We start from the raw sequence: 14,372 nt of genomic DNA, 5'->3' as shown, positions 1-14,372 counted from the left end.
CACTCTTCAAGACTTGGTATTTTTGTGTTTCGATACGGTCTTGTGAGTGCCCACACAGATTGTCTGATAAATTGTTAAAGAGCATGGCCAGCGTGCATCAATCTCACCTGGCGCGGGTTGCGTATATTACGTTTTCCCGCTGAAGAGTCAAGCTTTTATTTGCCCGAACCGGGCGCTTTTCCCTTCCCGACCCGGCATCGCGTTAGCGTTTGTTCCCGGTCAGTGGAGGCGCATTATAGGGACTTTCTCGCAGGTGACAAGGGCTATTTCGAAAAAAAATTTCAAGTGCTCAATATTAGCGCAAAACGTGGGTAAACGGCGTTTTATCCAGCCCGCAGAAGGCGCGGTCAAGCGGCCGGGGTCAAGCCAAGCATCACGGGGACGGTGGCGATCGATACGGATATGAATGCCCGGTGCGACCAAACAGCAGGCCGGACATAGTAAAAAAGCCCCGCCGTGAACAGAACACGGCGGGGCTTTTTTGCCAGGTTATTGCGATATGCGGTTATTGCCTGGCCACGATATGGCCGTTTTCCACTTCCAGCCGGATGGGGACGCCCGGGATAAGCGTACCTGACAACATCTGCTGCGACAGCGGGTTTTCTATTTCCTGCTGGATAGCGCGTTTCAGCGGCCGCGCGCCGTATACCGGATCGAACCCCTCCTCGCTGAGCAGCGCCAGCGCCTCGGCGCTCAGCGTCATGCTGTAGCCGCGATCTTCCAACCGTTTGTACAGACGCTGCAGCTGGATTTGCGCGATGTCAGCGATATGCTCGCGACCCAGGGGATGGAAGACCACCACTTCATCGACCCGGTTAATGAATTCCGGACGGAAATGATGGCTGACCACACCCAGCACCATATCTTTCATTTCCTGATAGTTCATCTGGCCAAACCGCTCCTGGATAATATCGGACCCCAGGTTGGAGGTCATGATCACCACCGTATTGCGGAAATCCACCGTACGCCCCTGACCGTCGGTTAAGCGCCCGTCGTCCAGCACCTGCAGCAGGATATTGAACACATCGGGATGCGCCTTTTCGATTTCATCGAGCAGGATAACCGAATAAGGGCGGCGGCGAACGGCTTCCGTCAGATAACCGCCTTCCTCATAACCGACATATCCCGGAGGCGCGCCCACCAGCCGCGAAACAGAGTGCTTCTCCATAAATTCCGACATGTCGATACGTACCATGGCGTCGTCGCTGCTAAACAAGAAGGTCGCCAACGCTTTGCACAGCTCGGTTTTACCCACCCCGGTCGGACCGAGGAACATAAACGAACCGATGGGCCGGTTGGGGTCCGCCAATCCGGCGCGGCTGCGCCTGATGGCGTTGGACACGGCCTCCACCGCCTCGTTCTGGCCGATGACCCGATGGTGCAGTTCCTGTTCCATGCGCACCAGTTTGTCACGTTCGCTTTCCAGCATGCGCGAGACCGGAATACCGGTCCAGCGCGCCAGGACTTCGGCAATCTCGACATCGGTGACCCGGTTGCGCAGCAGGCGCATGGTTTTGCCTTCCGCCTGGGCCGCCGCCGCCAACTGTTTTTCCAGTTCGGGGATCTTACCGTACTGTAATTCGGACATGCGCGCCAAATCCCCTACCCGCCTGGCCTGCTCAATGGAAAGCTTCGCCTGCTCCAGCTCCGCTTTCAGGGACTGGGTACCGGAAAGCGAGGCTTTTTCGGCTTTCCACTCTTCTTCCAGTTCGGAATACTCCCGTTCCTTCTGCGACAGTTCGGCTTCCAGCATCTCCAGCCGTTTGATGCTGGCGTCGTCGGATTCCTTCTTCAGCGCCTGTTGCTCAAGCTTAAGCTGGATAATACGCCGTTCAAGACGGTCCAGCGCCTCCGGTTTGGAATCCATTTGAATACGGATGCTGGAGGCCGCTTCGTCTATCAGGTCGATAGCCTTATCCGGCAGTTGCCGATCGGAAATATAGCGATGGGACAGCGTCGCCGCGGCCACGATGGCCGGGTCGGTGATCTGCACATGGTGATGCAGCTCATAGCGTTCTTTCAGGCCGCGCAGGATGGCGATGGTATCCTCCACGCTCGGTTCGGCGACAAATACTTTCTGGAACCGGCGCTCCAGCGCGGCGTCCTTCTCGATATACTGCCGGTACTCATTGAGCGTAGTGGCGCCGACGCAATGCAGCTCGCCGCGCGCCAGCGCGGGTTTAAGCATATTGCCGGCATCCATCGCCCCGTCGGCTTTACCGGCGCCGACCATGGTGTGCAGCTCATCGATAAACAGGATAATGTGGCCTTCCTGTTTCGACAGATCGCTCAGCACCCCTTTCAGGCGTTCCTCGAACTCCCCGCGATATTTTGCCCCGGCCACCAGCGAGCCCATATCCAATGACAGCACCCGGCTGTTTTTCATGCCTTCGGGCACTTCGCCGTTAATGATACGCTGCGCCAGTCCTTCGACGATGGCGGTTTTACCCACCCCCGGCTCGCCGATTAACACCGGATTATTCTTGGTGCGGCGCTGCAGGACCTGGATCGTGCGCCGGATTTCCTCGTCACGGCCGATAACCGGGTCCAGTTTGCCGAGCTCCGCCCGCTCGGTCAGATCGATGGTATATTTTTTTAATGCCTGCCGTTGATCTTCGGCACCTTGATCGTTCACGTTGTCCCCGCCCCGCATTTGCTCGATAGCCTGGGTGATTTTTTCCGTGCTCGCGCCGGCTGATTTGAGCAAATCCGCCAGGGTCCCGCGCGAATCAAGCGCCGCCAGCACGAACAGTTCGGACGAAATAAAACTATCGGCGCGTTTTTGCGCCAGTTTGTCGCACAGGTTCAGTACCCGCACCAGATCCTGGGAAGGCTGCACGTCGCCGCCGGTGCCTTCCACCTGGGGCAGGCGCTCGATGGCTTTTTCAATCTCGGTGCGCAACGGCCCGGGGTTGATGCCCGCGGATTGCAGCAACGGACGCACCGTGCCGCCCTCCTGGTTAAGCAAGGCCTGCATGACGTGAAGCGGTTCGATAAATTGATTGTCGCGCCCAAGCGCTAGTGATTGAGCGTCGGCGAGGGCAAGCTGGAATTTATTGGTAAGACGATCCAAGCGCATAACTCCTCCCATATTGGTCAAAATTGCTACTGGAGATTAAATAAGGTCGTTTATTTAAAATTCAAGGATATTTCGCCAAATAAGTGGGAGATACCGCTTATCCGCCATGGACCGTCTTGGTGAAAGAGATTATATCAGCCAGACCAAAGTTGCCATACGTCCAGTGACACCATCGCGCCGATAGGAGAAATATGATGCTGCCTGGGTCACAGTACAGCGATCCCCGCCATAGATCTGGCCAACGCCGGCGGCGCGCAGCCGCAATCGGGCCAGGTGATAGATATCGGCGAGATATTTATCGCCATGGGGAAGAAAAGCGTCCGCAGCCTGCGGATCCCGGTCAACAAACGCCGCCTTAACCTCAGCGCCGACCTCAAACGAGGCCGGGCCGATGGCCGGTCCAAGCCAGGCCATGATCGAACCGGCGTCGGCATGGAATCCCGCCAGCGTATTTTCCAGGATGCCGGCGCATAAACCCCGCCAGCCCGCATGGGCGGCCGCCACCTCCGTGCCGGCGCGATCGCAGAACAGCACCGGCAGACAATCGGCGGTCATGATCGCACAGACCTGCCCGATCTCGCGGGTATAGGCCGCATCGGCCTGGTTAAGCGCCGGCGCGTCCCCGGTCAGCGTAGCGACGTCGGTGCCATGGACCTGTTGCAGCCAGCGCGGCGCGGCGGGCAGTCCCGCCAGCGCAATCAGCCGTTGCCGGTTTTCCGCCACCGCGTCCGCATCGTCGCCGACATGATCGCCCAGGTTAAGCGAGTCGTAGGGCGGATGGCTTACCCCGCCACGGCGGGTGGTGGAACAGGCGCGCACGTTGGCGGGCGCGGGCCAGTCGGGGACGATCGGCCGGCTCATGGTTATTCCATCTGCTCGTTGGCCATCGCGACGTCCGCCTGCATCGCAGCGATCAAATCCACCATATCCTGCGGCAGCGGCGCATGCCATTCCATTTCAATGGAGGTGATGGGATGATACAGGCGCAACATGGTGGCATGGAGCGCCTGGCGATCGAAGCCGCGCAACAGTGCGACAAAGGCGTCGGAGGCGCCTTTGGGCGGACGCGGCCGGCCGCCGTATAAAGGGTCGCCCACCAGAGGATGGTTGATATGCGCCATATGCACCCGGATCTGATGGGTGCGGCCGGTTTCCAGCCGCAGCCGCAGACGGGTATGCACACGGAAATGCTCCATGATGCGATAATGGGTGACCGCGGGTTTGCCCATCGGGCTCACCGCCATATGGGTACGCTTGCTGGGATGGCGGGAAATCGGCTGCTCCACCGTGCCGCCGGCGGTCATATTGCCGATGGCCACCGCTTCATATTCACGGGTAATTTCCCGCGCCTGCAGGGATTCCACCAGCCGGGTCTGCGCCGGAACCGTCTTGGCGACCACCATCAGCCCGGTGGTATCCTTATCCAGGCGATGGACGATGCCGGCCCGGGGAACTTCGGCAATCGGCGGAAAATAATGCAGCAACGCGTTCAGGATAGTGCCGTCGGCATTGCCGGCGCCGGGATGCACCACCAAATCGCGGGGTTTATTCAGCACCATGATATCGTCGTCTTCATAGACGATATTCAGGGCGATATCCTGGGCCGCCCAGCGCGTGTCCTCTTCAAGAACCGCATTGATTTCAATGTTTTCTCCTCCCAGCACCTTTTCTTTCGGCGTTGGGAGCACGATCCCGTTAACCTGAACCAGTCCATCCAGAATCCAGACTTTTATGCGCGATCGGGAATAATCAGGGAACATTTCGGCCAAAGCCTGATCTAATCGTTGCCCGAGTTGTGATTCATTCACCACACCGGTGAGTAGTAGTTGTTGTGCCATATGCAGCTTCTTCGTTATCAAAGGGTTTTCACGGCAATGCCGTTTAGAATAATATGCTATTGTAGCTGGTCTCATTCGGGAGCTTAACGGACAGTCTCCCGGAATAACACTCGAGGATAAGCAAAACGTCATGATGCGTATGAAATATCTGGTGGCAGCAGCCACATTGAGCCTGATGCTGGTCGGTTGCTCCAGTTCCAAGGATCCCGTTCCGGATAATCCGCCCGCCGAGATTTATGCTTCCGCACAGCTCAAATTGCAGGACGGCAACTATAAGGGAGCCATCAGGGAACTGGAAGCACTGGATAACCGCTATCCGTTCGGTCCCTATGCGCAGCAGGTTCAGCTTGACTTGATTTATGCCTATTATAAATCGGCGGATCTCACTTTAGCCCAAGCCTCGATCGATCGTTTTCTGCGCCTGAATCCGACGCATCCAAACGTCGACTATGTCCTCTACATGCGTGGCCTGACAGATATGGCGCTGGACGACAGCGCATTGCAAGGGTTCTTCGGCGTGGATCGTTCCGACCGCGACCCGGAGCATGCCCGCGCGGCCTATCGTGATTTTACGCAACTGGTTCGCGGCTATCCGAACAGTCAGTATGCCACGGATGCCGGCAAACGTCTGGTTTATCTGAAGGATCGCCTGGCTAAGTATGAGCTGGCCGTCGTACAGTTTTACACCAAACGCGGCGCCTATGTCGCGGTGGTCAACCGGGTCGAGCAGATGCTGCGTGATTTCCCCGACGCCCAGGCCACACGCGACGCGCTGCCTTTGATGCAAAATGCTTACCGGCAGTTGCAGCTTCAGGGACAGGCCGACAAAGTGGCAAAAGTCATCAGCGCCAATCCAGCCTGATTACCGGCGCACGCCGACAACGAAATCCCGGTAGCTTCGGCTACCGTTTTTTTTGGTCAGGACGGGGCATTAAAAAGGAAATTGGGGAGGGCTTGGGCGGGATAAATCGACAGGACGCCACCTGACTTATCCATTCGATAATGCCCCATTCATCCGCAACACTCAAGCCTCGCGCCCGCTTTAGCGCGAGGGTGTCACAAAACCTGTGATCGCCCGCTCAACCCCGAAAAATAAGTGACATAAATCACACTTTCCCGTCATTCTGGGGGTATGCTTAAATTACGTAGACGGAAATAGGTAGAGAGGTAGTGATATGATTATCAATATTACCAGTAAGCAAATGGATATTACTCCGGCCATTCGTCAACATGCGGAAGAACGCCTGGCTAAACTGGCTAAATGGCAGACCCAACTGATAAATCCTCATATAATCCTCTCCAAGCAACCTCAGGGATTTGTGGCCGATGCCACCCTCAATACGCCTAACGGGCAATTAGTCGCCAGCGCCAGCAACCAGGACATGTATGCTGCCATCAACGAACTGATTACCAAGCTGGAACGCCAGCTCAATAAGGTACAGCATAAGGGCGAAGCCCGCCGCGCCGCGGAATGCGTCAAGACCGCCGCGACAAACATTGTCGAAGAATAACCGCATGCCGGCCGGGCGATGATCCCATCCCGGCAGCGGGCAGGCCTGGATAGCCGATACAACGATCATAACGCGCCTTAATGGCGCGTTTTATATTGACAGAATGAAAAGCCAGCGGTTACTGTAAGCCTCCGGATAATTACAAAGTCGATACCATGCATACCACACCGTTTTTCTTCGCCTTCTTTTTTATCTTCCCCTGAACGGGAGGCCGTCGTCCTATGAGAAAGAATACGAAGACGAACAAAAAAGCCTCCTGAAAACAGGAGGCTTTTTTTATGACCGATTGAAAGGTAGCTAACAACATGAGCGACAACCCATTATTGGCACTGCGCGAACGCATCAGCGCACTGGATTTAAAGCTGTTATCACTGCTGGCGGAAAGACGCGGGCTGGCGCTCGACGTGGCGCGCAGCAAATTAACCACCCACCGTCCCATCCGCGATAAGGAACGTGAACGGATGCTGCTGGAACACCTGGTCACGGAAGGCAAAAAACTCAATCTCGACGGATTTTATATTACGCGGCTGTTTCAGCTGATTATCGAAGATTCCGTGCTGACCCAGCAGGCACTGTTGCAATCCAACCTGAACCAAACCCTGGAGCGCTCGGCACGCATCGCTTTTTTGGGGCCGAAAGGCTCTTATTCACATCTGGCCGCGCGGCAATACGGCGCACGCTATTTTGATCAGGTGGTGGAATGCGGTTGCCAGAAGTTTCCCGACATCATCCAGATGGTGGAGACCGGCCAGGCCGATTATGGCGTGCTGCCCATTGAAAACAGCAGCTCAGGATCCATTAACGACGTCTACGACCTGCTGCAACATACCCATCTCTCCTTGGTGGGGGAACTGACCAATCCCATCGATCACTGTATGCTGGTCACCGGCGAGAGCAGTCTCGACCAAATAGAGGTGGTGTATAGCCATCCGCAGCCGTTCCAGCAGTGCAGCCAGTTTATCAGCCGCTATCCGCAGTGGAAGATTGAGTATTGCGAAAGCACCGCCGCCGCCATGGAAAAAGTGGCGGCGCTGCGCTCCCCGCATGCGGCGGCGCTCGGCAGCGGCCCTGGCGGCGCGTTGTACGGCCTGCAGGTGCTGGAACACAATCTGGCCAATCAACAGCAAAATTTCACCCGCTTTATTGTGCTGGCGCGCAAGGCGATTGACGTGTCCGAGCAGGTACCGGCCAAGACCACCCTGATTATGGCCACCGGCCAGCAGTCCGGCGCGCTGGTGGAGGCGCTGCTGGTGCTGCGCGATCAGGGTATTGTGATGACGCGGCTGGAGTCGCGGCCCATTCACGGCAATCCGCGCGAAGAGATGTTTTATATCGACGTACAGGCTAATTTACGCGGCGCGGCGATGCAAAAGGCGTTGATCGGGCTACAGGCCATCACCCGGTCGCTGAAAGTGCTGGGTTGCTACCCGTCGGAAAACGTGGTGCCGGTCGATCCACAATAAATCGCGCGCTCACTGGCGCTGACATGAAACGGGCCATATCACATGGCCCTGCGTTGGTTGAACCCGGCTATTTGCGGATATCATTGGCCTGGCGCAGCAGCAAGCGACTTTCCTCCAGAAAGCTTTGGGCGTAGCGGCCGAACCAATGCTCTATCTTTTTAAAGCGGGCGATAAACGCCTGTTTATCCCCTTGCTCCAGCAAGGAAATGGCCTCGCCGAAGCGCTGGTAATAACGCTTAATCAGCGCCAGGTTACTTTCCGAGGACATAATAATGTCCGCATACAATTGCGGATCCTGGGCAAATAAGCGTCCGATCATCGCCAGCTCCAGGCGGTATATCGGCGACGACAAGGCCAGCAGCTGTTCCAGCTCGACATTCTCTTCCGCCAGGTGCATGCCATAAGCAAAGGTGGCGAAATGGCGCAGCGCCTGGATAAACGCCATATTCTGGTCGTGCTCCACGGCGCTGGTGCGGTGCAGCCGGGCGCCCCATACCTGGATTTGTTCCAGCAGCCATTGATAGGCCTCAGGCTGCCGGCCATCGCAATAGACTACCACCTGCTTGGCCAGGCTGCCGCTGTCGGGACCGAACATGGGATGCAGTCCCAAAACCGGCCCGTTATGGGCGGCCAGCATCGCTTGTAGCGGTGCGTTTTTTATCGACGCCAGATCCAGCAGGATACAGTCCTCCGGCAACGGCGGCAGGCGCTCAATGACCTCGACCGTCAGGTGGATGGGCACACTGACGATCACCATGCCCGCGTCCGCCAACAGTTCCGATGCCCGCGCCCAGTCATCCTGTTCCAGGATCCTGACCTGGTAACCGGAGAGCTGCAGCATTTTTTTAAACAGCCCGCCCATCTGGCCGCCGCCGCCGACAATCACCACCGGTCGCAGCTGCGGACAAAGCGATTTGAAACCCTTATCGTTTTCGCTGGAATAGGATTCGCGCATCACGCGTCTTAGCACATCCTCGATCAAATCAGGCGGCACACCCTGCGCCGCCGCCTCTTGCCGGCGCGACGCCAGCATGGCCGCCTCGCGATCGGGGGCATAAATCGGCAGACCGTAACGGCTTTTCACCTCGCCCACCTCGGCCACCAGCTGCAGCCGCCGGGCCAGCAAAGCTAATAAGGACTTATCCACTTCATCAATCTGATCCCGTAACGCGTTAAGCTCCGCTACCATACGCTCTTATTCTCCCGCCAGCCGTCCCGCCAGGACGCCGCGCAGTTCATTGTGCAGTTGTCGTAACAGTGTATCGGTACTTTGCCAATTGATACAGGCGTCCGTTACCGATACGCCATAGCGCATAGCGGCTCGGGGCTGCTCGGAGGACTGGTTGCCTTCGTGTATATGGCTTTCCAGCATCAGGCCGATAATGGAACGGTTTCCCGCCTTGATTTGCGCCAGCGCCGATTGCGCCACCTCGCCCTGGCGACGATAATCTTTATTGGAATTGCCATGGCTGCAATCAATCATCAGCGCCGCGTTAAGACCGGCCTTGGCCATCTGCTGTTCACAGTCGGCAATGTCGGCGGCATGGTAATTGGGCTGCTTGCCGCCGCGTAGAATGACGTGCCCGTCAGGATTACCGCGGGTTTGCAGTAGCGCTACCTGCCCCGCCTGGTTGATGCCCACAAAGCGGTGCGGCATGGCGGCGGCGCGCATGGCATTGATGGCGGTCGCCAGGCTGCCGTCGGTGCCGTTTTTAAAACCGACCGGCATCGACAGGCCGGAGGCCATTTCACGATGGGTCTGGGACTCGGTGGTGCGCGCGCCGATGGCGGACCAGCTGAACAGATCGCCAAGATACTGCGGGCTGTTCGGATCCAGCGCCTCGGTGGCCAGCGGCAGGCCCATGCGCACCAAATCCAGCAGCAGGCCGCGGGCAATTTTCAGGCCGGCCTCCACGTCGAAGGAGTTGTCCATGTACGGGTCGTTAATCAGGCCCTTCCAGCCCACGGTGGTGCGGGGTTTTTCAAAATAGACGCGCATAACGATATACAGCTGATCGCTCAGCTCCGCCGACAGTTCCGTCAGCCGCCGGGCATAGTCAAGCGCCGAATCCAGGTCATGGATGGAACAGGGGCCGCATACCACCAGCAGCCGGGGATCGCGGCCGTGGATAATATCGGCAATGGTTTGCCGCGCCGTGGCGATAGCCTGCTGCTCGGCATCGGTTAAAGGGAACTGCCGTTTTAGTTCTTCCGGCGTTATCATCACTTGTTCATCAAGGATATGAACATTATTGAGCGCGTCTTTTTGCATGAGAGAAGTCCTGACCAGAGGTTATTGCCGCGGGTCGCAAAAGCGTATTCCCGCTGCGTATGGGCTATACCATACCATGCTCCGTAAAGTTTTCAATCCATATGTGTAAATATTATGGTACCAATCGTATTCCTTTTTAGCATCCGCGTAAACGGGGCGACACCGCGCGAACACCGCCCTACCCCATCAAACAAAAAACCTTTATTTACAATATATTATAACAAATTTACCGCATAGGCTGATTTTACCCATCCTCTATGTGGACGTAAACTTCAGGCTAAAATCATTTTACTGTAAATATATATTTACGATAAACCCATTGAACAACGTGCCGCCGCGCACGCCGCAAAGTCAGATCGGAATCGGTGATCACCTTCGGCCACTCCCTTTAATCAGCTTTCGCCATCCGCTGCAAAACAGGAGTATTCCCGATAGCGCCGAAGGAATGTCTATCGTGCGCTAACGATATGGCGGGGTGAGGGTCCGGCAGCGCGCAAATCGACCCTGTCGATTGCCTGAGAGGCCTTAGCGCGGGACAGTGAAAACAGCACAGACGAGGATTACAGGTCGCTGGATCACGTAATAAACCAATACAGAAATTTTTTGCAGGGTAAGGTAAAAAAGAGAAAAAAGGCCGGCCTACCGGCCGGCCTTTGATAACTAAATGCTTTCGGATGTTGCGAAAGCGTACTAGGCGTTAAGACGTTCTTTGATACGCGCAGACTTACCAGTACGTTCACGCAGGTAATACAGTTTGGCCTGACGCACGGCGCCACGGCGTTTAACCGTGATGCTGTCGATAACCGGTGAATGAGTCTGGAACACACGCTCAACACCTTCGCCATTGGAAATTTTGCGAACAGTGAATGCAGAATGCAGACCGCGGTTACGAATAGCGATAACCACGCCCTCGAATGCCTGCAGACGTTTTTTGCTGCCTTCAACAACCCATACCTTCACTTCCACGGAATCACCCGGACGGAATGCAGGTACGTCCTGCTTCATCTGTTCTTCTTCAATCTGTTTAATAATGTTGCTCATAATAGGTCTCTTACCCTAGGTAAACTGAGTGTTCGGGCTGTCAGCAACAAGGCTGGCATACCCCTATTAGTTTTGTCGCTCGGGCTGATATTCCCGTTGGAACTCAGCCAGCAACTTTGCTTGCTCGTCAGTCAGAGCTAGGCTTTCCAGAAGTTCAGGTCTTCTAAGCCAGGTACGGCCCAGTGACTGTTTCAAACGCCAGCGGCGTATCTGCGCATGGTTGCCCGACAGTAACACCGGCGGAACCTCCATGCCTGCCAACTCTTCGGGACGGGTATAGTGCGGACAGTCCAGCAAGCCCTCGGCGAAGGAGTCCTCCGCCGCCGAGGCCTCATGACCCAATACCCCCGGAATAAACCGGGAGACGGAATCAATCAGCGCCATGGCCGCCAATTCACCGCCGCTGAGCACATAATCACCGATTGACCATTCTTCATCAATTTCGGTGGCTATCAGCCGCTCGTCTATACCTTCATAACGGCCGCACACCAGAATCATCTTCGGGTTGGCGGCCAGCTCGCTCACACCTTGCTGATCGAGCTTACGTCCCTGCGGGGAAAGATAAATAACCTTCGCCCCGGCGCCTGCTTGTTTTTTTGCCTCGTGAATCGCGTCCCGCAAGGGCTGCACCATCATCAGCATGCCCGGTCCGCCGCCATACGGGCGTTCGTCCACGGTACGATGCCTGTCGTGCGTGAAATCACGCGGACTCCAGCACTGCATACTCAGCAGGCCGTTTTTCACTGCCCGGCCAGTTACCCCGTAATCAGTGATGGCGCGAAACATTTCGGGAAACAGGCTGATAACACCAATCCACATAACGCCGTTCCACCCATTATCACTGTTTTACCACCGGGGCTCAAAAACTTGGATCCCAATCGACCTCAATCACATGAGCGCCGAGATCCACCTTTTTGATAACCTGTCCGTCGAGGAACGGAATCAACCGCTCCTGGATACCGAAGGCATCTTTCAGGTTGGCTTTTACCACCATGACATCGTTAGAGCCGGTTTCCATCATATCAATGACGCCGCCCAGCTCGTAGCCCGCAGTGGTTACTACCCGGCAACCCGTAAGGTCTTTCCAGTAATAATCACCCGCGTCCAGAGCCGGCAGCTGCGTTGAATCCACGACGATTTCACAGTTCGTCAGCAGAGCCGCCGCTTCCCGGTCTTCCATGCCTTTGACCTTGATGATCAAATCCTGACTGTGGCGCTTCCAGCCTTCCAGCTCGATACACTGCCACTCACCCGCCCGTTTGATAAACCAGGGCTGGTAATCAAAAATGCTTTCGGATTCTTCAGTGGAAGAAAACACTCTGAGCCAACCGCGAATGCCATACGTCGATCCCATTTTGCCCACGATAATGGGGTTGGTGGGAATTGCGGTACGGATTTGTTTGCTCATAGCCGCCACCGAGATCCTTTAAGCCGCTTTCTTCGCGTCTTTGATAAGACCAGAAACGCGTTCTGAAACGGTGGCGCCCTGGCCGACCCAATGCTCGATGCGATCCAGGTCTAAACGCAGGCCTTCAGCCTGACCGGAAGCGATCGGGTTGTAGAAGCCAATACGTTCAATAAAGCGACCATCACGCGCATTGCGGCTGTCAGTCACGACGATTTGATAAAACGGGCGTTTTTTTGCGCCGCCACGTGCCAAACGAATTGTTACCATAACATCCTCTTTAGTTAATAAAACAACCGGGCCCCATCGAGGAACGGGGCCCAGTTGCCATTTAAAGCAGTAGTATAAAAAGCTCCGAAATTCTACGCGTTTTGGGGCAAAAAGCAATCGATAGTTAACGCCCGGTGAATCCGGGCGGCATCATGCCTTTCATGCCGCGCAGCATTTTCGCCATTCCGCCCTTCTTCATCTTTTTCATCATACGCTGCATATCGTCGAACTGCTTGAGCATACGGTTTACGTCCTGCACCTGCAAACCACAGCCGGTGGCGATACGGCGTTTACGCGACCCTTTGATAATCTCAGGCTGCGCGCGCTCCTTGAACGTCATGGAATTGATGATAGCCTCCATGCGCACCAGGACGCTGTCGTCCATTTGCGATTTAACATTGGCCGGCAGTTGGCCGGCGCCGGGCAGCTTGCTCATCATGCTGGCCATGCCGCCCATACTACGCATTTGCTTAAGCTGGTCGAGAAAATCGGTTAAATCGAAACCATCGCCCTTTTTCAGCTTATTAGCCAGCTTTTCAGCCTGGACGCGGTCGACCTTGCTTTCGATATCCTCGATTAACGACAGTACGTCGCCCATGCCCAGGATCCGTCCGGCGATGCGTTCCGGGTAGAATGGCTCCAGGGCGTCGGTTTTTTCCCCCACGCCCATGAATTTAATCGGTTTGCCGGTGATATGGCGAATGGACAACGCCGCCCCGCCGCGCGCGTCGCCGTCGACCTTGGTCAGAATCACGCCGGTGAGGGGCAGCGCCTCGTTAAACGCCTTGGCGGTATTGGCGGCGTCCTGGCCGGTCATGGCGTCGACGACGAACAGCGTCTCCACCGGCACCACGGCCGCGTGGATCTGCTTGATCTCGTCCATCATGGCTTCATCGACGTGCAAACGGCCGGCGGTATCCACCAGCAACACGTCGTAGAATTTCAGCTTTGCCTGCTGCAACGCCTGCTTGACGATATCAATGGGCCGTTGGCCGGCATCGGACGGGAAAAAATCCACGCCCACCGTCTCAGCCAGGGTTTCCAGCTGTTTGATGGCCGCCGGCCGATAAACGTCGGCGGACACCACCAGCACTTTTTTCTTATGCTTTTCGCGCAGGTATTTGCCAAGCTTGGCGACGCTTGTGGTTTTACCGGCCCCTTGCAGGCCCGCCATCAGCACCACCGCCGGCGGTTGAGCCGCCAGGTTGAGTTCGCTGTTTTCCTCGCCCATCGCGCTGACCAGCTCGGTACGCACGATTTTGACGAATTCCTGGCCCGGCGTCAGGCTTTTATTGACTTCCTGCCCGACCGCGCGCTCTTTTACCCGATTGATAAAATCACGCACCACGGGCAGAGCCACGTCGGCTTCGAGCAGCGCCAGGCGCACCTCGCGCAGGGTATCTTTAATGTTCTCTTCTGTCAGGCGGCCCCGGCCGCTGATATTGCGCAACGAGCGCGATAATCTGTCGGATAAATTTTCAAACATCGTTCTT

At 56.3% G+C, this 14,372-nt stretch carries 14 protein-coding genes and 1 other annotated feature; of the genes, 4 read left to right on the top strand and 10 right to left on the bottom strand.

Features of this window, described 5'->3' with window-relative positions; genetic code table 11:
• Positions 1 to 505: 505 nt before the first annotated feature.
• The 3 genes from clpB to rluD all read right to left on the bottom strand — a co-directional run bounded on the left by clpB (position 506) and on the right by rluD (position 4,917).
• Positions 506 to 3,079, bottom strand: a complete 2,574-nt coding sequence (gene clpB / locus ACL2XQ_RS04475) for an ATP-dependent chaperone ClpB (protein ID WP_413740088.1) — start codon at positions 3,077 to 3,079, stop codon at positions 506 to 508.
• 129 nt (positions 3,080 to 3,208) lie between these two features.
• The gene (gene yfiH / locus ACL2XQ_RS04470; RefSeq protein ID WP_413722189.1) at positions 3,209 to 3,940 is read right to left on the bottom strand and encodes a purine nucleoside phosphorylase YfiH; all 732 of its coding nucleotides are present in this window, start codon (positions 3,938 to 3,940) and stop codon (positions 3,209 to 3,211) included.
• A 2-nt stretch (positions 3,941 to 3,942) separates the two neighbouring features.
• The gene (gene rluD / locus ACL2XQ_RS04465; protein ID WP_410016303.1) at positions 3,943 to 4,917 is read right to left on the bottom strand and encodes a 23S rRNA pseudouridine(1911/1915/1917) synthase RluD; all 975 of its coding nucleotides are present in this window, start codon (positions 4,915 to 4,917) and stop codon (positions 3,943 to 3,945) included.
• 130 nt (positions 4,918 to 5,047) lie between these two features.
• On the opposite strand from rluD, the gene bamD reads away from it, so the two are divergent.
• The 4 genes from bamD to pheA all read left to right on the top strand — a co-directional run bounded on the left by bamD (position 5,048) and on the right by pheA (position 7,891).
• Entirely contained in the window at positions 5,048 to 5,779 is a 732-nt protein-coding gene (gene bamD, locus ACL2XQ_RS04460; RefSeq protein ID WP_410016304.1) for an outer membrane protein assembly factor BamD, read from the top strand.
• A 313-nt stretch (positions 5,780 to 6,092) separates the two neighbouring features.
• Positions 6,093 to 6,428, top strand: coding sequence for a ribosome-associated translation inhibitor RaiA (raiA, locus tag ACL2XQ_RS04455; protein WP_410016305.1), 336 nt, complete (start codon positions 6,093 to 6,095; stop codon positions 6,426 to 6,428).
• Between the two features lie 154 nt (positions 6,429 to 6,582).
• Positions 6,583 to 6,708 (top strand) — a sequence feature (Phe leader region).
• A complete protein-coding gene (locus tag ACL2XQ_RS04450) occupies positions 6,584 to 6,631 on the top strand; it encodes a hypothetical protein (protein ID WP_218586196.1) in 48 nt (15 codons plus the stop codon). Its footprint overlaps the feature before it by 48 nt.
• A 25-nt stretch (positions 6,709 to 6,733) precedes the next feature.
• A complete protein-coding gene (pheA, locus tag ACL2XQ_RS04445; protein WP_413722188.1) occupies positions 6,734 to 7,891 on the top strand; it encodes a bifunctional chorismate mutase/prephenate dehydratase in 1,158 nt (385 codons plus the stop codon).
• Between the two features lie 67 nt (positions 7,892 to 7,958).
• Here pheA and tyrA read toward each other — a convergent pair whose 3' ends face one another.
• The 7 genes from tyrA to ffh all read right to left on the bottom strand — a co-directional run bounded on the left by tyrA (position 7,959) and on the right by ffh (position 14,365).
• The gene (tyrA, locus tag ACL2XQ_RS04440) at positions 7,959 to 9,080 is read right to left on the bottom strand and encodes a bifunctional chorismate mutase/prephenate dehydrogenase (RefSeq protein WP_410016307.1); all 1,122 of its coding nucleotides are present in this window, start codon (positions 9,078 to 9,080) and stop codon (positions 7,959 to 7,961) included.
• 6 nt (positions 9,081 to 9,086) lie between these two features.
• Positions 9,087 to 10,163 (bottom strand): 3-deoxy-7-phosphoheptulonate synthase, encoded by a 1,077-nt coding sequence (locus ACL2XQ_RS04435; RefSeq protein WP_413740087.1) that lies wholly within the window; start codon positions 10,161 to 10,163, stop codon positions 9,087 to 9,089.
• 690 nt (positions 10,164 to 10,853) lie between these two features.
• Positions 10,854 to 11,204 (bottom strand): 50S ribosomal protein L19, encoded by a 351-nt coding sequence (gene rplS, locus ACL2XQ_RS04430; RefSeq protein WP_331123114.1) that lies wholly within the window; start codon positions 11,202 to 11,204, stop codon positions 10,854 to 10,856.
• Between the two features lie 66 nt (positions 11,205 to 11,270).
• Positions 11,271 to 12,023, bottom strand: coding sequence for a tRNA (guanosine(37)-N1)-methyltransferase TrmD (trmD, locus tag ACL2XQ_RS04425; RefSeq protein ID WP_410016309.1), 753 nt, complete (start codon positions 12,021 to 12,023; stop codon positions 11,271 to 11,273).
• Positions 12,024 to 12,063: 40 nt separating this feature from the next.
• Positions 12,064 to 12,612, bottom strand: coding sequence for a ribosome maturation factor RimM (gene rimM, locus ACL2XQ_RS04420; RefSeq protein WP_331123112.1), 549 nt, complete (start codon positions 12,610 to 12,612; stop codon positions 12,064 to 12,066).
• An 18-nt stretch (positions 12,613 to 12,630) separates the two neighbouring features.
• Positions 12,631 to 12,879 carry a 30S ribosomal protein S16 gene (gene rpsP, locus ACL2XQ_RS04415; protein WP_162363866.1) on the bottom strand — a complete coding sequence of 83 codons (249 nt, stop codon included), beginning with the start codon at positions 12,877 to 12,879 and terminating at the stop codon, positions 12,631 to 12,633.
• A 124-nt stretch (positions 12,880 to 13,003) separates the two neighbouring features.
• Positions 13,004 to 14,365, bottom strand: coding sequence for a signal recognition particle protein (ffh, locus tag ACL2XQ_RS04410; protein ID WP_410016311.1), 1,362 nt, complete (start codon positions 14,363 to 14,365; stop codon positions 13,004 to 13,006).
• Between the last annotated feature and the right edge of the window lie 7 nt (positions 14,366 to 14,372).

Source organism: Sodalis sp. RH14 (assembly GCF_047324285.1).
In the GTDB taxonomy this organism is placed as follows: Bacteria; Pseudomonadota; Gammaproteobacteria; order Enterobacterales; family Enterobacteriaceae; genus Acerihabitans.
This window is presented reverse-complemented; position numbering and strand designations above follow the sequence as displayed.

Bases quoted from the DNA above. Each gene is read 5' to 3' on its own strand.
- clpB (WP_413740088.1), bottom strand. From the start codon at position 3,079: ATGCGCTTGGATCGTCTTACCAATAAATTCCAGCTTGCCCTCGCCGAC.
- yfiH (WP_413722189.1), bottom strand. From the start codon at position 3,940: ATGAGCCGGCCGATCGTCCCCGACTGGCCCGCGCCCGCCAACGTGCGC.
- rluD (WP_410016303.1), bottom strand. From the start codon at position 4,917: ATGGCACAACAACTACTACTCACCGGTGTGGTGAATGAATCACAACTC.
- bamD (WP_410016304.1), top strand. From the start codon at position 5,048: ATGATGCGTATGAAATATCTGGTGGCAGCAGCCACATTGAGCCTGATG.
- raiA (WP_410016305.1), top strand. From the start codon at position 6,093: ATGATTATCAATATTACCAGTAAGCAAATGGATATTACTCCGGCCATT.
- pheA (WP_413722188.1), top strand. From the start codon at position 6,734: ATGAGCGACAACCCATTATTGGCACTGCGCGAACGCATCAGCGCACTG.
- tyrA (WP_410016307.1), bottom strand. From the start codon at position 9,080: ATGGTAGCGGAGCTTAACGCGTTACGGGATCAGATTGATGAAGTGGAT.
- ACL2XQ_RS04435 (WP_413740087.1), bottom strand. From the start codon at position 10,163: ATGCAAAAAGACGCGCTCAATAATGTTCATATCCTTGATGAACAAGTG.
- rplS (WP_331123114.1), bottom strand. From the start codon at position 11,204: ATGAGCAACATTATTAAACAGATTGAAGAAGAACAGATGAAGCAGGAC.
- trmD (WP_410016309.1), bottom strand. From the start codon at position 12,023: ATGTGGATTGGTGTTATCAGCCTGTTTCCCGAAATGTTTCGCGCCATC.
- rimM (WP_331123112.1), bottom strand. From the start codon at position 12,612: ATGAGCAAACAAATCCGTACCGCAATTCCCACCAACCCCATTATCGTG.
- rpsP (WP_162363866.1), bottom strand. From the start codon at position 12,879: ATGGTAACAATTCGTTTGGCACGTGGCGGCGCAAAAAAACGCCCGTTT.
- ffh (WP_410016311.1), bottom strand. From the start codon at position 14,365: ATGTTTGAAAATTTATCCGACAGATTATCGCGCTCGTTGCGCAATATC.